The following is a 17,145-nucleotide window of genomic DNA, read 5'->3' as shown; positions in this document are numbered from 1 at the left end:
GCAGCTTTTTTATAAATTTAAAATAATGATTTTAAATAGTAAATTCTACTTTAATTAATGAATACTATAAGTTATAGGGAAAAGTTTAATTATTTGTAATTCTGGGTGGTATTAGTATTGTATTAAAAATTACTTTTAATTTTGTATTATTCTTAGATTTGATAACAATATCCGACAGGTAAGGAGTTTGTTTTGTCAGGATTCAGAAAATTGTTAATCTATGCTTTTTCCTTTGAAAGCAGATTAGCACCGTCAGTTGAATGCAGACGGGCAAATATCCAGCTTGAAAGCAGGGTGAATACGCCGAGAATAATAAAAGTAATGCGAAACGCGGTAATAATATTGTGATTGATAAAGCTGGCACGACTGAAAGATTGTAAAAGTAATGCGCCAATTGCTATACCGAAACTTAATGCCAGTTGCTGGTTAACAGCCATCAGACTGGTGCCGCTGCTAACCTGATTAGGACGTAAGTCAGCCAGCGTAATGGTATTCATACCAGTAAACTGCAAAGAGTTACAGGCGCCCAAAATACACAGATGTAATAATATCAACCATTGCGGTGTACTGGCACTGATTAAAGCGAGTGACATAATCAGTATACCGATAATACGTGTGTTCCAGGCAAGTGTATTACGATAACCAAAATGATTCATTAAAGGCTTCAGAAAGGGTTTGGCAAATATAGCCGCCAAAGCAAGAGGCATCAGCAGCCAGCCTGAATTTACCGCATCATAGTTAAAAGCAACCTGAAATAATAAAGGCAATAATAAAGGCAGGGCGCTCATGCCAAGGCGGCTTACTAAATTACCTGCCAGTCCCAGACGAAATGTACGCACCAGAATTAAATGCGGAGGATACAAAGCACAGTTGTTCTGGCGTGCATGAGCAAGATAGGCAAATAAAGCGCCAATACCAGCAATAGCCATCATACAACCAAATAAAATATTATTAGCATGTGACATGGTTTCGAAAGTAAGCGTCATGCAAAAAGCAGATGCCGAAAACAGAAAGAAACCTAATCCATCAAAGTAATTTGCCGGACGGTTAAAATTGGGCATGATATACCAGGTAACCAATAATCCTAATAACCCTATCGGTACATTAAGCAAAAATATCCAGTGCCAGCTGGTATATACAACAAGATAGCCACCAATAATTGGCCCCAGTACCGGTCCGATCAGTGCCGGCATGATGGCATAGTTCATAACAGTTATGAGTTTAGAGCGGTCGTAGGCCTGCATCATGGTTAAACGGGCTACCGGTGTTAGCATTGCGCCGCCTAAACCCTGAATGATTCTGGCCAGTACCAGCAAAGCCAGATTATTACTTGCAGCACACAGTACAGATCCAATAATAAATATGACCATAGAACCCATAAAGAGTTTACGAGTTCCTAATTTATCCGACAGAAAACCAGACAAAGGCATCATTATTGCTAGCGTTAGCGCATAGGCAATAATTGCCGATTGCATATTAAGCGGTGACTGCCCAAGATCGGCAGCCATTGAGGGCAGAGCAGTATTCAGGATAGTAGCATCCAGCTGCTGCATAAAAATGGCTATAGCCAACAAAATGGGCAAAAAGCGAGAAGGTTTACTGTCGTTAATAGAAGCCATAATTGTTGTTTATCAATAATGTATTCATTTATTATAACAGACTCATGTAATGCATTATTTTGTTAATATAAAAGCATAAATTTATGAAAGTATATTTTTTATATTCATAATTTTAAGATAATAAATGTATATAAGAAGTGTTTATGCTTTAAGGTTGATATATGTTTTATTATGGTAGATTAATAATGCGAAGCAGGCATGCATTACCAAATTCTGATAAGTAATTTTTTATAAAATATAGGTTTGTTGAGTTTGTTTATAATGTTCGGATAATTGTATAGATAGATATTATTTTATTTTTTCTGAATCATATTTAAGCTTATATAAAAGTCTGGTGAAAAATGCCAGTATATGGATTATTTAAGGTATATCTGTTTTTTACATTTATTAAACTTGTTTACCAGAAGACACATTGCTTCACTACAATGGAAAAAGCTAACAAACATACAAAGTAATCATTATAAATTTAGCGTAAAAAACAAAATATTCAGATATATTAAATAATAGTCATTGCGTATATATCATTATGAATATAAGATAAATTTATTATTGCAGATGCTGTTAAGTACAAGCTTGCTTTTAGTATCCGGCTTATAAAAAAATTTTTCAAATAAGGTGGATAATTATAAAATGAGAAAGTATTGAATAAATCTCAAAAAATTTATATAGGTTGTACATGGATAATATCTACTCTGTTTATATAAACAAAAAGATTAGATATAAAATAAACCGTGTTAGCTTAATAAAGCTAACACGGCCTAGAATGCAGTAATAGACTTACATACGTAATGTGTCTACAACATCAATCATGAATTCCATATCTTCTTCAGATAACTCGGTAAAACCTTCTGGAAAACTTAATGCTTTAACAATAGTAGCGCCATCAGAATCGCCTGCCATTTTGCATAATATCTCTCTCAACGGCTCTGCTTTATCAGCTATATCTTTATGATATAACATGACATGAGATACTTCATTAATCCGGCTTTTCAGTAATACTTTTAACTGATCTTTGGTAACAGAGTTAAAGCTGTCATATACTTCAGCTTGAATAATGCCAATTTTTGCTTGTTGGCGGATAACACTGGAAGCTACCATAAGGAAGTTATCTTTACGATTGATAACCAGCTCATCATCGCTCAGATTAGCTGGTTCAAGCAAACGCAAACCAATAAAGTTGGCATCTTCATTATTGGAAAGAGCCAGTTCAACAGTACCTTTGAGCTCTTCAATAGCATTAATTTCCGAATCAGCCGCAGTAACAATTACAATCTCATCTGGTTGATTTTTAGGTTTAACCAGTGGTAAATAACCTTGTTCACGTACATAATTACCGGCAGCAAACGGATTAACAAAAAGCATAGAGACTTTTTCTTTATCTTGCTGTGCTTTTACTTCATCAAATGAAGGAGGCATAATCAGAGAAATATTCTGATTGCTTTTCTTTTGCAGGTAATTATTTAGCAAATACCATGTGCTGAACTGATCAGGCAAATAATCGGGTACAACCATTAAACTCAGCATATTATTTTCCTTCCTGTTCAGTTTTCAGCATTTCTATATACTTGGCACTCATTTCGTTAACACGTTCACGGCTTGGTTTGCGACGAATTGAGCTATAGCCAATCACTTTGCCTTGACGTAAGTTCGGAATTACAGTGGCGTATACCCAGTAATGGCCGCCATCTTTTCGTAAGTTTTTAACATAACCGTACCAGCGTTCGCCTCTTTGCAAGGTTTCCCACATATCGGCAAATGGAGCTTTTGGCATGTCAGGATGACGTAAAAGGCAGTGTGGAGCACCAATAATTTCATCACGTGCCCAGCCACTGATATCAACAAAGACGTCATTGGCATGCGTGATAATACCGTTAAGATCTGTACGTGATACAATTAAAGCACCATCAGGATAAGGAAATTCCTGATGAGTTACATATACTGTTGATTCTCCGTCTTGCTGATAATGCTTAATTTTATACTCTGAAAATTCACCTTCAGGCTTTGGCTGAATCCAACGACTCATATCCATATTTATCTGTCCTTCAATTTTGGTTTAATCTGATAAAGAATGAGTGTGCTTAATAGAAATGCATTTCAGATTTTTTATTTTTCTTACAGTAGTTTATTCTTTCTACTTTAATAAATTTACTGCTAATATAAATTTCTGGAAATGCATACAATCGGGATTTTAAATATTACCCAATACATATATGCGATGCGTTTCAATATAGTTATAAAACATTTAAACGCCCTTTCATGCAATAAATTTAGTTTTAGCTTTAGTTTTCTTTAGGTTTGACTAACAGCAATTTAGTCAGAATTCAGAAAATATCCGAATACAAGAGTACTGCCTGATTTTAAAGCTTATTTTTACAGTATTATAAACTGCAATAAAACGTGTTAATTTCAAATTTGCATGAGCGGGTATTTAAATAGCATTGCATATTTCAGATCAAGCAAATTGATTATTAACTAAAATGGTCAGCTAATTCTTTCAATGCCCGTTTAGCTTCAAACAGAATCAGACCTAATTTGGCTTCATGAGTGGTAGTAATGGTTAACAGAATAGCTTCAGAGGCCTGAAACAGCAGCATGTAGCCTTTATCAGTATGAATAATGGTATTGTCCAGAGTACCTTTTAATACCTCTTTTGCAGAACGATTACCCAGAGACAGTAATGCTGCAGCCATTGCACCAATACGGTCTTCATCCATGCCACTCTGCAAAGCTGAAGCAATTGGCAAACCATCAGTTGAGATAACTGCTGAAGATGTAATGTCGGGTGTACTGTTCAGGGTTTTCAATACGCCGTCGATAAAATCATATTTCATGGAAATTCCTCTTAAATTGACTGTAACTTTGTCAATTATAAAGATGGGTGAATGTTTTTGCAAAAAAATGTTATTAAATTTTATTAATTATCTTTATTTAAGCTTTCTATTTTATTTACATTTCTTTATTTTTTAGTTTATCTATAATTATTCAGAACCAATGAAAGCTATTGTTACAGTTTATTGAATTTTATTGAAATGTAAATGAAATTATAGCATTTTAGATAGTAGATTGCGTAATATAATCCTGTCAACTTAGCTAAAGTTTGATATTTATCAAATGTTATCTCATTTTTTATATTTTATATGCTATTGAGACTGCGAATATATGTTTAATTCTATGCTTAACTAATGGTAAATGAATTGTTTTAAATATTAAAATCTTACTTTTTTAGTGCATATTAATATATAAATTAATAGTGTGTTGTAAGTTTGCTTATATATTTTACAAATTTAAATTAATGTTATTTATTAAAAAGACAATTAAGTGAAATTAGTGCCCTTATAGTTTGATAATGTTAATTATGTTTATTTTGTTGTTTAATATATAAATTAATTTAAACAGGTTGTTCTCAATATGATAAACAACCTGTTTGTTAGGTTAATTTCAAATATCGGCTTCTACTTTATCTCCTTCAGCTTCCATCCATACTCTTCTGGAAGCTGCTTCACCTTTTCCCATTAATTTGATAAAAATATTTCGGGTTTCACTGTTTTCTTCATCGGGAATATGTACTTGCAACAGACGGCGTGTATCCGGATTCATGGTAGTATCCTTGAGCTGATCAGGATTCATTTCGCCTAAACCTTTAAAGCGATTTATGTGATAAGTACTTTTTTCTAGTTGCAGTCTGTCTTTAATGCTTTCCAGTTCTGCCTCATCCTGAGCATAAATCTTGCGTGCAGGTTTGCTTTTACCCTGTGCATTTACATCTATACGAAAAAGTGGTGGTTGGGCTACATAAATGTGTCCGGTCTCTATCAGTCGCGGGAAATGGGTATAAAACAAGGTGAGTAATAGAACCTGTATATGAGCACCATCAACATCAGCATCTGATAAGATGGCTATTTTTCCATAGCGTAAGCCAGATAAATCAGGATTATCGTTTCTACCGTGGGGGTCTACTCCGATGGCAACAGAAATATCATGTATTTCTGCATTACCAAACAATTGGTCGCGATGAATTTCAAAACTGTTTAAAACTTTACCGCGCAATGGAAGAATTGCCTGAGTATTTTTATCCCGGGCCAGTTTAGCTGAGCCGCCGGCTGAATCACCTTCTACCAGAAACAATTCATTTTCTCGGATGTCTTCACTTTCGCAGTCAGTAAGTTTGCCTGGTAAAACAGCTACGCCAGAACCTTTTTTCTTTTCAATTTTTTTAGTTGAACGCATTCGCGCCTGAGCCTGACTAATAGCCAGTTCAGCTATTTTTTTACCTGTATCGATATTCTGGTTTAACCAGAGTTCTAATGGATCACTACATACTGCAGCTACCAGTTTGAGTGCATCACGACTGGTTAATTTGTCTTTTGTCTGCCCTTGAAACTGAGGATCGAGCAACCGTGCAGAGAGAACAAAGGCAACGCGTGAAAAAACATCATCTGACTGTAGTTTTACGCCGCGTGGAAGTAAATTATGATGATTGATAAAGTTGTTTACAGCGTGAAAAACTGCCTGTTTCAGCCCGGCTTCATGAGTGCCGCCTAACGCGGTAGGGATCAGATTAACGTAGCTTTCACTTGGTGTATGTCCGTCTTCCAGCCATGTCAGAGCGAAAGCTGCACCTTCACCCTGATTAAAGTCAGTTCCATGATTTGAGTTTAAATAATTTTCACTTGAGAAAATGGGTGTGGCAGTCTGGCTATCTGAAAGTAAGTCAAGTAAATAGCTTTTCAGGCCATTCGGATAATGCCAGTTTTGTGTCTGAGCTTCATCCGTAGCATTCTGGTAGCGGGTAAGGGTAACATTCACGCCGGGTAATAAAACAGCTTTAGCACGTAAATTGCGTTCCAGTTCCGGCAGATTGTATTGCGGATTATCGAAGTAATGTCCGTCAGGCCAGATACGAACTTCGGTACCACTGTCTTTAACGGCGCATTTGCCGGTTACAGACAAAGGCTTAATGACGTCACCACCAGCAAAGGCAATATGGTAAATATTTCCGGCTCTTTTGACAGTAACTTCAAGCCGGGAAGACAGTGCATTGGTCACGGAAACGCCTACACCATGTAAGCCACCTGAAAAAGCATAAGCACCGTCGCCGCTTTTTTTATTGAATTTACCACCAGCATGTAGTTGGGTGAAAACCAGTTCAATTACGGGTACTTTTTCGGTTGGGTGTAATCCGGTGGGAATACCGCGACCATTGTCTCTGACGGTAACGGATCCATCGCGATTCAGAGTAACATCGATATTTTGTGCATAGCCGCCCAGAGCTTCGTCTGCGGCATTATCAATTACTTCCTGAATGATATGAGTAGGGCTATCCGTTCTGGTATACATACCAGGGCGTTCTTTAACCGGTGCCAGACCCTTCAGAACGGTGACACTGGATTCATCATAAGTTGTGGATTTGCTCATAATTTATTTTTAGATAAGTATTAATCGCAATATAAAACAAATTACCGTAAAAAATTTATTTTTTCGGTAATTTGTTTCAGATTCAGAATTTTGGCGGAATCTTCAATACAGAACTATTCACAGGCAATCATTCTGCCAGTGAGTATTTATCATCATGATTTTGTCGAGTTTGAACAAATTCAGTCCAGCTGGGCAGTTCGTGTAAAAAGCGTGAAAGCTCGTGTAATGCATTCAAATAGACATTTCTTTTGAATTCAATAACTTCATCAACTGGAGCCCAGTATTGGTGCCAACGCCATGCATCAAATTCAGGATGATGGGTTGCTCGCAGATGAACATCACTTTCCCGTCCGGTTAGACGCAGCAAATACCAGATCTGTTTTTGGCCTTTATAAGAACCCCGCCATTCGCGTTTGATCCAATGTGTAGGTACATCATAACGTAACCAGTCCCGGGTGCGTCCGATTATTTTGACATGATGCGGCAGCAGGCCGACTTCTTCCATGAGTTCACGATACATGGCGGCTTCCGGGCTTTCACCCGGCTTAATACCGCCTTGCGGAAACTGCCAAGAGTGTTCATGTACACGCTTGCCCCAAAAAACCTCGTTATGGTCGTTAGTAATGATTATCCCGACATTGGGGCGATAACCTTCTCTGTCTAACATGGTAGTTCGCCCAATAAATAAATTGAATTTTCGCACAAATCAGGCAGTGAGACTAGTAAGGATTAAATGTGAAATATCAAATTAAATTAAGTAAATTTTTATATTATATTGGCATATGGAAATTTTCAGTTAAAAATCTGGATTTAGCTATAAATAATATTGGTGAAATCTATTATTAATGATTAATTAGATATCTGGATGAGTTTTAATCATTCAGATTGGGTATTTAATTAGTCTTGTTATTAATTATTATGATTCAATTCGAACTGATGTATGAAAAATCCGGCGAAGTTTATTATTCATATAGAGTAGTGTATTTGTTTTATATTTTATTTATAGTTTTCAGAAACCAGATAATTGTGTAAATATTAAATCAGTTAAAAGCGTAAAAAACGTATCTTTCTTTATCTATCAATAGAATATCATTGGGATTATGTGGTCGTTTGGAATAAACGATATACGAAAATTATTTTTCCAAATATTTTCTCATTTCCAATATTTTAGACGAAAGATAAACTTTATGCTGATAAACAGGTAAATTATTATTTCTAATATTCTGCTTATTTTCATTTTGATATTTTAAAAAAGACAATTCTGTTAAATCTATGAATGATTGAACAGTTGGTAAGGGTATATATTAAATTGAAAAAATTATTAATATTAAGCAATTATCATAAAATTAATTGTCTAAAAGAAAAACAATATTGTAGTGAGGGTGGTTGAATCTATATTATAGTGACTGGTATAGCTGATGATAATTAATATTGCTCCTGGAGCTTAATCCTGAAAAGGTTGAAATAGTGGGACGGTATATAAAAGATAAAAATGTCTATCTAGTCAAATTAAAGTCATTTACAAAATGAATGCAGATGCAGAGAAATTTAATATTTTTATTTTAGCGCAAAGATATTCAATTTTAGGACTGGGATATGATGATATTTATTGTATTGTCAATCGTTTGATTTATAAAAAATTTTATTTAATTTAGTGTGGTCAAATATACTAAGGAATAACTGATTAAAAAATATTTTCATACCGATTTATAATAGTTGAATCTGTACTCAATAATTGAATTAAAACAAATTCAGCTGAAAAAAATCCACATTACTGCAATCTTTTTGTATTTGAAATTTTATTATAAATAAGATGTAATGAGTTTATAGGTATTTGTTACTGGTAATAACTTTTCCGAAAATATTATTTATAGTTTTTATTAAAGAGAGCATATTTAAAAAGAGCCCTATCTCTGCAGATAGGGCTCTTTTTTAGCAAAAATTTTATTGATGAACAGGTTCGAAATTGTGAATGGCTTTTTCATTTTCAGGAGTTTGCTCTTTGCCATTTACAGCCTGAGTATGTTGATAAAAAGCAGCGCGTTTAGCTGCCTGAAAAATTTGTAATCTACGACGATGTTGCATAGTTAAATCCTTTCTCGCTTGCTGGTGTGGGGCACCAACTGTTGTCATTTATAACTTGGAAGTATAAGTTTACTGATAAATTAATAATGCAGATCAGTTATCAGTTCGGATATTGTTTTTAACGTAATAATTTATTAGTTCATTAAACAATATATAAGATATAACAGAATATTGCAAGACAGTGATGTATGTCTGTCTTTAAATTGAGAGGAAATGATAAATAGAAAAACCGCAGAATTGTTAAAAGGTCAGGTCTGAATCAGTAGCCTGACCTTTTATTACGATAAAGTGAGGAGCTTATTGCTTGGGTTGGCTATTACTACGTCTGTTTGGCTGACTGTTTCTCTGACGGGCAGCCGGAATGTTCTGGCGGGAACGGTTTGGTTGCTGTTCGCCAGACTGACGGCGGTTTGCATTCCAGTTACCATTTTTGTTGTGATTACCATAGGAGCGGCGACCTTTATTCGCTATTTTACCAGCACGTTTACGTGTCGGTTCCATACCGGCAATAGTTTGCTCAGGTAGTTTGCGGTTTAGGTAGCGTTCAATTTTATGTACTTTAATATACTCGTTTACTTCAGCAAAAGTAATGGCCAGACCGGTTCGGCCAGCACGGCCTGTACGACCGATACGATGTACATAGTCTTCAGCCTGCTTAGGTAAATCATAATTAATGACATGTGTAATGGTTGGTACATCAATACCACGGGCGGCAACATCAGTAGCCACTAGTATTTTAATCCGGCCTTTGCGTAAATCCATTAATGTACGGTTACGCCAGCCTTGTGGCATATCGCCATGCAGACAGTTAGCCGAAAAGCCTTTTTCATAAAGTTCATCAGCCAGCTGTTCAGACATAGCTTTGGTGGCAGTAAATATTACTGCCTGATCAATACTGGTATCACGCAACAGATGATCAAGCAGACGGTTTTTATGCCGGATGTCATCACAGTAATACAGTTTTTCATCAATTTTGCCTTGTTTTTCTTCCCGAGCAATATCGATTTTTTGCGGTTGATGTGTTAATTTTTCGGCAAGTTTACCTACCATACCATCCCAGGTAGCTGAAAATAACAGGGTCTGACGTTCAGCAGGAGTTGCGGCAACTATGGTCTCAATATCATCAATAAAACCCATATCCAGCATTCTGTCTGCTTCATCCAGAATAAGCACTTCAAGCCGGCCAAAATCAATGCGTCCCTGACGCATGTGATCCATCAGACGTCCCGGAGTAGCTACGATAAGATCAATCGGACGGGATAATGCACGGATTTGCTGACCGAAAGCTGTACCGCCTACCAACGTTACTGTGCGCAGCCAAGGCATGTTTTTACCATAAATCTGAGCGTTTTTTTCTACCTGTTGAGCAAGTTCGCGTGTAGGTGTTAATACAAGAGCACGCGGGCCTTTGCCTGATTTTTCACTGCGTTTGAGCAGTTTTTGCAGTGTTGGTAATAAAAATGCGGCTGTTTTTCCAGAACCAGTTTGAGCGGAAACCATTAAATCCTGGTTATCCAGAACTGCCGGAATAGATTCAAGTTGTACTGGTGTTGGATTTTCGTAGCCGGCAGCAGTGAGTGCATTGGTGAGTTGTTTGTCTAGTTTTAAATCTGAAAAAGACAATGTCATGATTTTCCTTTGGTTAAACGACCAACCAAACGTGATAATCTAGTTTATTGATGTGAAATTAGATTACAGGGAACTGTTGCTAGCTTAAGCCAAAAAGAAAATAACAAAGGAAAGATAGCAATTGGTTGTCGTAAGCGTGTGTGTTTAGGTATTTTATACATCGACAACAACCAGACAACGTACGCATTGCTGCGAGTGTTGGGAGAGCGGCATTACATAACTATTAAAGTAATAATGAATTCGCCGTATTTAATAAGGTTGCAAACGATGGTTTCAAATATTATCTTTTTAATTATAAGAGATATGGTCTTTTTAAGCAAGAGCGCTATTATATCTATATATGTAAATGTGCGAAGGTTTCTGTGGTTTTTTCCGTTACAATGTGACTGTTAGTGTATTTATTGCAGAAATGTAAAATTTTATTTATGAGTGAAGATATTGGTGCTTTTGTCAATCGTCTGGGCAAAAATATTAAGCATTTACGTAAATGGGCACAACGTCAGGATATAGAGGCATGGCGTATGTATGACCGGGATATTCCACAGTATCCATTTGCTGCTGACATTTATGCCGATCATGTACATTTACAAGAATATGATACGGGCTGGTTGATGCATAAGACAGACTATGAAAAATGGTTGGCTGAAGTAGTGGAGGCTGTTTTATTTGTGACTGGTCTGCCTAAAGAACATGTTCATGTGAAAAAAAGACAAAGGCAAAAAGGTAAAGATCAGTATGAAAAAACTGGTGTTACGGGTACGGATTTTGTAATTCATGAGCATGGGCGTGCATTCTGGGTGAATCTGGATAAATATCTGGATACAGGTTTATTTCTTGATCATCGTAATACTCGCCAGAAAATAGGCAATATAGCGGCGGGAAAACGATTTTTGAATTTATTTGCTTATACAGGCAGTTTTTCAGTATATGCTGCAACTGGCGGTGCTTTATTCAGCGAAACTGTAGATCTCTCGAATACTTATCTGCAATGGGCACAACGAAATTTTGAATTGAACGGGCTGGATATGCAGGCTCATCAGATTGTTCGTGCTGATGTATTTCAATATTTGCAGAAAGCTGTTGAAGATCACAAACAGTTTGATTTGATTGTAATGGATCCGCCAAGTTTCTCAAATAGTAAGAAAATGCTGGATATTCTGGATATTCAGCGGGATCAGGAAAAACTGATAGATGGTGCAATGCGTTTATTATCGAAACAGGGTAGTTTGTATTTTTCAAATAATCTGCGTAGTTTTACTTTAAATCCGGTTCTGGAGCAACGTTATGATGTAAATAATATTTCCAGAAAAACAATACCTGAAGATTTTCGCAATACTCGTATTCATCAATGCTGGGAAATCCGGCATCGTTAATCAAAAGGTTAATTTGCGGGAGATAAAAATGATTCGGGCTATACAATTATTTTTAGTTTTTGGTGTATTGAGTTTGTCAGAGTGGTTATTTTCTGTAGCTGAGGCCGCTGTTATCTACCATTCAGGTCGTGGCGAACGTCATGTTTATGTTAATTTACCCGTTTCATCAACTACAACCATTAATAAAACAGTACATATTGATGCTCCTGCCGGTGCAACAGTGATTTATACGGATACGCCGGTTTATCCTGCTGCACTTCCGTATCCGCCAGTTTATCCTATTGCATCCAGTATTAGTTTACGGCCAGTAAGCCATGGCTGTCTGCGTAATGACGGCATGTCTTCGGTCTGGCAGTCGGTAGCACTCGATTCCTGTGCCGGTGGTGAAATCAGCGAGGCTTTTTATTTTCATCAGGGGCAAGTGTGGCTGAATAATCGTTGTCTTGCGGTGAAAAATCATTCAGTAGGGACAGTTTTCTGTGAACCGGACAGGGACAATAATTGGTTGTTTACAGGCAGACAGATTCGTGACAGAAACAGTAATTTATGTGTGGATGGTTCACAAGGACATTTACAATTGCGGCCTTGCAGTAATGATAAAAGTCAGCAGTTTCATTAAATCTGTTTACAGATTTGTTAATATAATAAATATATTCAATAAAAATTATTGTTATATTTTATAATGCGAATCTATGTTTGTAATCTTTTGTTTAATTGATAAGTTTAGTAAAAATAAATAACTTTGACTTAAATATAATTCTGCATGTTTATGTAATGTTATATTTTATTATGTTAAGATAATGCTTGATGAAATTGCTTTAAATTTTTGAAAAATTTGTTTTTATATTTATAATCATAAATACGGACATTAGTTTTATTTATGTTTTACCTGTGTAAACTTTGCCTGTTTCAGTGTTTTCACTGGTGGAATAATAGCTGTTAAAGAAGTAGTAATTAAGCTATTAATCTGATTTATCAGGTAGAAATATAACGAATATGTATGAGAAAAGGCGATTTCATACTGATGACTTTCATTGCAGGAATTTTTGATTTCAGCTAATTTTATTTATATTCTTGGTAAGGTAATTTAATACCACTATGTCTTGTTTTTCTTCCTGTATTCTGCCGCCGGCGATGCTGGGTATTCTGGGCGGCGGCCAGCTGGGTGCAATGTTTACGGTAGCTGCTAAAACAATGGGTTATCAGGTAACGGTTCTGGATCCTGATCCGAATGCGCCCGCAGCACAGTTTGCTGACAGACATTTATGTTCTGTATTCGATGATGCTGATGCTTTGCAGCATATGGCCAAATGTGCTGCTGTTACGACTGAATTTGAAAATGTAAGTGCTGATTCAATGCGCTGGCTGGCACAATATACGGTTGTATCGCCCTCGGGTGATTGTGTTGCAATTGCTCAGGACAGGCAACAGGAAAAAGAATGGATTGACCGCGCCGGTCTGGTTACCGTGCCTTATGCTGTTATCAGCACGGAATCTGATATTAATGATTCTCTGAAAAAATTGTTACCGGGTATTCTGAAAACAGCTACTCTGGGTTATGACGGAAAAGGACAGAAAACAGTTGATTCAATCGCTGAATTGCGTAAAGCTTTTACTCAATTGCAGCATGTGCGCTGTGTGCTGGAAAAAAAAGTAGATTTACGTGCTGAAATATCAGTAGTGGTTGCCCGTCTGAATAATCAGTATGCAGTATGTTTTCCGCCTGCAGAAAATCAGCATAAGAATGGTATTCTGGCGTACTCATTAGTACCGGCAAGGCTACCTCAGGCTATATTAAAGCAGGCTGAAAATATGGCTTTTAAGCTGGCTCAGGCCATGAATTATCAAGGGGTACTGGCAGTTGAGATGTTTGTTGTAGGCAATGATATGCAGTTGATTGTTAATGAAATTGCTCCCCGGCCGCATAATTCAGGTCATTACACTTTAGATGCCTGTATTGCTGATCAGTTTCAGCAGCAGGTAAGATTAATGTGTGGTTTGCCTCCGGCAGCTTCAGATTTATTAAAGCCCTGCTGTATGGCGAATATTCTTGGTGATGTCTGGCCTGAAAACGGCGAACCGGACTGGAATGCTGTTCTGAATCATAAAACTGCCTGTTTACATCTGTATGGAAAAAAACAGGTGAGACCCGGCCGTAAAATGGGACATTTTACTGTTCTGGCTGATAACCCTGATCAGGCATGGCAGACAGCACGCAATCTTCATCTTCACTTGCAAAACTCAGCTCAAAATTCTTGCTCGACTGCTTTAGATAAATCCTGTTGACATGGACAAAGGATAATACCTTGAAACTGATGAGCACAAAACTGTCTCCATTGGCGTGGTTTTCTTCTGGCTGGAAATTATTGGGATATGTCCTGCCAATGGCCCTAGCCTGTGCTGGTATTGCCGGTTTACCTGTTTCTATGGCAATTGCAGGTGTGATGTGTGCTTTGTTATGCAGTCTGCTTTTGGGCGGTAGTAAAAAAATATTATTAACACCATCACCTTTTTCCGCACTAATGCTGATGGCGGCAATAGCCTATTATGCAGGTGTAGTCAGTGAACGTATTGCTGTGGCCAGTTTACTTACGCTGTTTACCGGTGGCTGGTTAATATTGATGTCACTGATATTACCCAAACATTGTCTGAACTGGATTGCACGGCCAGTCTGGCATGGTATTGGTTTGGGTATGACGCTGACTCTGATTGTCATGCTTTTTCCGGTCATTTTAGGTGTGCAGTCCAATAATAGTTCATGGCAGGGAATGTGTGAACTGCTGATTAATTGGCAAAGCTGGAATTGGCCAAGTGTGGTTTTGGCCGGTTTATCATTTGCCTTGCTGGTATTATGGAGAAGCAAAACTCAGCCCAAGGCTTTATGGGTATTATTACTGGTATGGATTCTCAGTTATATATGGCCGTTTGCGCTAGTCGGAATTGCTACTCCGGTTCAGCAAAATGTTCAGCTCTGGCCATTTATGAATCCCGTACATGCTGACTGGCCATTATTGTTTTTTTTAAGTGCCACAATAGCACTATTAATATATATGGAAAGTTGTCAGTATTTATCTAATCAGTTCAGGCGTAATGTTGGCCTGGTTGGTTTTAGTAATATTCTGACAGCATTCACCGGAGGTATGGTAATCAGTTTAGGCTACATAGCTGATGAGGTTCTCAGGATTAAGCGTAATACGCTGATAGCAATGTTATTGCTTATGGCACTGATTTTTTGCTGGTCATGGCTGGCATATGTACCATTACCTGTGCTGGCAGTAATTGCGTTATATGTTATTTGTGTTCAGATTAACTGGTGTGAATTACGTTTATATTGCTGGCAATGGAGCGATTTATTGTGGCTGTGTATATCTGCCATACTGATTATTCTGTTTGGTGTCTGTACGGGTTTGTGGCTGGTGATTTCTTTTGCTCTGATAGTAATGTGCTGGTATTCACTCCGGATGCATGCCTGGCCGGTTTTATTGCCTGAAGTTCAGATTATTGCGCAAGAAGCGGTTATCATTTTACCGCAGATATTATTGTTTGCTAATGTCAGCACGCTGCTGAATAAAAGCTATCTTCTTATTAATACGCTGGATATTAAAAAAATATATCTGGATATGAGTGCAGGCTGTCATGCTGATGTGACTGTATTTTTTCATTTACAAGCTCTTGCCCGTAGATTGCATCAGCAGGAAAAAATGTTATTTGTATGTGGTCTGAATGAAAAAACATACCGTATACTTATTGCTAAAAAGCTGGATTATTTATCAGCCGAGCAATTCAGTACCCTCAGTGCTGAATCTTTGTTAATATGTCATAAGTATAATAATGGTCCTGTAATAGCATGATTTGCTCAATATGATAATTGTTGATATGAATGTCAGTTCTGAGATTTTAATACTGAATATTTTATTCAGGCTGGAGAGAGAATGAGTAGATTCTGGAGTGAGAAAACCAGACAGCTGCAACCTTATGTACCCGGAGAGCAGCCCAAAATAGCTAATCTGGTTAAACTGAATACTAATGAAAATCCATTTCCGCCTTCTCCATTGGTATTAAAAGCAATGCAGGCTGCTACTGAAGATTTGCGTTTATATCCTGATCCGAATGCAGATAGATTAAAACAGACCATTGCTGATTATTATGGTTTGTCCAGGGAGCAGATTTTTGTGGGTAATGGTTCGGACGAAGTACTGGCTCAGGCATTTGCTGCTTTTTTTCAGGGAAAACAACAATTATTATTACCTGATATCAGTTATAGTTTTTATCCGGTCTATTGTCAGTTATATGATGTTGAGGCCCGTTATATCCGGCTTGATGAGCACTTCGCTATTAATCCGGTTGATTATTATGGTGCTCAGGCCGGAGTTGTTTTTCCTAATCCGAATGCACCTACCGGATGTATTTTGCCTTTGGCTCAGGTAGAGCAGATATTACAAGCCAATCCGGACTGTGTGGTACTGGTAGATGAGGCCTATATTGATTTTGGCGGTGAGTCTGCGGTGGCATTGATTGCTGATTATCCTAATCTGCTTGTGGTGCAGACACTTTCAAAATCTCGTTCGCTTGCCGGTATGCGGATTGGTCTTGCACTAGGGCAGGCAGAGCTGATTGAAGGACTTGAGCGGGTTAAAAACAGTTTTAATTCTTATCCGCTTGATCGTTTAGCACAAGCTGGCGCTATTGCAGCATTCGAAGATGAAAATTATTTTCGCTCAACTTGTGCCAAAGTTATTGAAAACCGTATCTGGCTGACTAAACATCTGTCTCAGCTCGGATTTGAGGTTTTACCTTCGCAGGCCAATTTTGTCTTTGCAAGTCATAAAAATAAAACAGCTGTGGAAATTGCTGCTGAGTTACGCCGGCATGGTGTAGTGGTTCGGCATTTTCCTCAGGAAAGAATCAATAATTTTTTACGAATCAGTGTCGGAACACAGCAACAGCAGCAAAGGCTGATTGAAGTATTGGAAGAAATGCTGAATCCATAGACAAATATACATTCTGATTTTGCTCGTCTGGAA

Annotated in this window: 13 protein-coding genes; 5 read left to right on the top strand and 8 right to left on the bottom strand. The window is 37.4% G+C overall.

Annotated elements, in window-relative coordinates:
* Window positions 1-218: 218 nt before the first annotated feature.
* From H3U73_RS05250 to H3U73_RS05215, 8 genes are all read right to left on the bottom strand, one after another.
* The gene (locus H3U73_RS05250; RefSeq protein WP_084551623.1) at window positions 219-1,619 is read right to left on the bottom strand and encodes a DHA2 family efflux MFS transporter permease subunit; all 1,401 of its coding nucleotides are present in this window, start codon (window positions 1,617-1,619) and stop codon (window positions 219-221) included.
* A 777-nt stretch (window positions 1,620-2,396) separates the two neighbouring features.
* A complete protein-coding gene (locus tag H3U73_RS05245; RefSeq protein ID WP_198190150.1) occupies window positions 2,397-3,143 on the bottom strand; it encodes a phosphate/phosphite/phosphonate ABC transporter substrate-binding protein in 747 nt (248 codons plus the stop codon).
* A gap of 1 nt (window position 3,144) precedes the next feature.
* Window positions 3,145-3,642, bottom strand: a complete 498-nt coding sequence (locus tag H3U73_RS05240; RefSeq protein WP_078475340.1) for a PAS domain-containing protein — start codon at window positions 3,640-3,642, stop codon at window positions 3,145-3,147.
* A 445-nt stretch (window positions 3,643-4,087) separates the two neighbouring features.
* Complete coding sequence (locus H3U73_RS05235; RefSeq protein ID WP_078475281.1) at window positions 4,088-4,450, bottom strand: roadblock/LC7 domain-containing protein; 363 nt, start codon at window positions 4,448-4,450, stop codon at window positions 4,088-4,090.
* Between the two features lie 607 nt (window positions 4,451-5,057).
* On the bottom strand, window positions 5,058-7,034 hold the full coding sequence (locus H3U73_RS05230) for a DNA topoisomerase IV subunit B (RefSeq protein WP_084551622.1): 1,977 nt from the start codon (window positions 7,032-7,034) through the stop codon (window positions 5,058-5,060).
* 127 nt (window positions 7,035-7,161) lie between these two features.
* Window positions 7,162-7,701: an RNA pyrophosphohydrolase gene (locus H3U73_RS05225; protein ID WP_025330459.1), complete on the bottom strand. Its 540-nt coding sequence runs from the start codon at window positions 7,699-7,701 to the stop codon at window positions 7,162-7,164.
* 1,277 nt (window positions 7,702-8,978) lie between these two features.
* Window positions 8,979-9,119, bottom strand: a complete 141-nt coding sequence (locus tag H3U73_RS05220) for a hypothetical protein (protein WP_157785008.1) — start codon at window positions 9,117-9,119, stop codon at window positions 8,979-8,981.
* A gap of 297 nt (window positions 9,120-9,416) precedes the next feature.
* The gene (locus H3U73_RS05215; protein WP_078475279.1) at window positions 9,417-10,748 is read right to left on the bottom strand and encodes a DEAD/DEAH box helicase; all 1,332 of its coding nucleotides are present in this window, start codon (window positions 10,746-10,748) and stop codon (window positions 9,417-9,419) included.
* Between the two features lie 425 nt (window positions 10,749-11,173).
* Here H3U73_RS05215 and H3U73_RS05210 point away from each other — a divergent pair, with 425 nt between their 5' ends.
* From H3U73_RS05210 to hisC, 5 genes are all read left to right on the top strand, one after another.
* A complete protein-coding gene (locus H3U73_RS05210) occupies window positions 11,174-12,121 on the top strand; it encodes a class I SAM-dependent methyltransferase (protein WP_084551621.1) in 948 nt (315 codons plus the stop codon).
* Between the two features lie 28 nt (window positions 12,122-12,149).
* Window positions 12,150-12,740, top strand: coding sequence for a ricin-type beta-trefoil lectin domain protein (locus H3U73_RS10820; protein WP_084551620.1), 591 nt, complete (start codon window positions 12,150-12,152; stop codon window positions 12,738-12,740).
* Window positions 12,741-13,219: 479 nt separating this feature from the next.
* A complete protein-coding gene (locus tag H3U73_RS05200) occupies window positions 13,220-14,407 on the top strand; it encodes a 5-(carboxyamino)imidazole ribonucleotide synthase (RefSeq protein ID WP_084551619.1) in 1,188 nt (395 codons plus the stop codon).
* Between the two features lie 29 nt (window positions 14,408-14,436).
* Window positions 14,437-15,972 (top strand): SulP family inorganic anion transporter, encoded by a 1,536-nt coding sequence (locus H3U73_RS05195; protein ID WP_084551618.1) that lies wholly within the window; start codon window positions 14,437-14,439, stop codon window positions 15,970-15,972.
* 81 nt (window positions 15,973-16,053) lie between these two features.
* Window positions 16,054-17,112, top strand: coding sequence for a histidinol-phosphate transaminase (hisC, locus tag H3U73_RS05190; protein WP_084551617.1), 1,059 nt, complete (start codon window positions 16,054-16,056; stop codon window positions 17,110-17,112).
* Window positions 17,113-17,145: the final 33 nt, after the last annotated feature.

It is taken from the genome of Snodgrassella sp. W8124 (genome assembly GCF_016100875.1).
Taxonomy (GTDB): domain Bacteria; phylum Pseudomonadota; class Gammaproteobacteria; order Burkholderiales; family Neisseriaceae; genus Snodgrassella; species Snodgrassella alvi.
This window is presented reverse-complemented; position numbering and strand designations above follow the sequence as displayed.

Excerpts from the sequence above, each read along its gene's own strand:
- H3U73_RS05250 (WP_084551623.1), bottom strand. The coding sequence starts at position 1,619 with ATGGCTTCTATTAACGACAGTAAACCTTCTCGCTTTTTGCCCATTTTG.
- H3U73_RS05245 (WP_198190150.1), bottom strand. The coding sequence starts at position 3,143 with ATGCTGAGTTTAATGGTTGTACCCGATTATTTGCCTGATCAGTTCAGC.
- H3U73_RS05240 (WP_078475340.1), bottom strand. The coding sequence starts at position 3,642 with ATGAGTCGTTGGATTCAGCCAAAGCCTGAAGGTGAATTTTCAGAGTAT.
- H3U73_RS05235 (WP_078475281.1), bottom strand. The coding sequence starts at position 4,450 with ATGAAATATGATTTTATCGACGGCGTATTGAAAACCCTGAACAGTACA.
- H3U73_RS05230 (WP_084551622.1), bottom strand. The coding sequence starts at position 7,034 with ATGAGCAAATCCACAACTTATGATGAATCCAGTGTCACCGTTCTGAAG.
- H3U73_RS05225 (WP_025330459.1), bottom strand. The coding sequence starts at position 7,701 with ATGTTAGACAGAGAAGGTTATCGCCCCAATGTCGGGATAATCATTACT.
- H3U73_RS05220 (WP_157785008.1), bottom strand. The coding sequence starts at position 9,119 with ATGCAACATCGTCGTAGATTACAAATTTTTCAGGCAGCTAAACGCGCT.
- H3U73_RS05215 (WP_078475279.1), bottom strand. The coding sequence starts at position 10,748 with ATGACATTGTCTTTTTCAGATTTAAAACTAGACAAACAACTCACCAAT.
- H3U73_RS05210 (WP_084551621.1), top strand. The coding sequence starts at position 11,174 with ATGAGTGAAGATATTGGTGCTTTTGTCAATCGTCTGGGCAAAAATATT.
- H3U73_RS10820 (WP_084551620.1), top strand. The coding sequence starts at position 12,150 with ATGATTCGGGCTATACAATTATTTTTAGTTTTTGGTGTATTGAGTTTG.
- H3U73_RS05200 (WP_084551619.1), top strand. The coding sequence starts at position 13,220 with ATGTCTTGTTTTTCTTCCTGTATTCTGCCGCCGGCGATGCTGGGTATT.
- H3U73_RS05195 (WP_084551618.1), top strand. The coding sequence starts at position 14,437 with ATGAGCACAAAACTGTCTCCATTGGCGTGGTTTTCTTCTGGCTGGAAA.
- hisC (WP_084551617.1), top strand. The coding sequence starts at position 16,054 with ATGAGTAGATTCTGGAGTGAGAAAACCAGACAGCTGCAACCTTATGTA.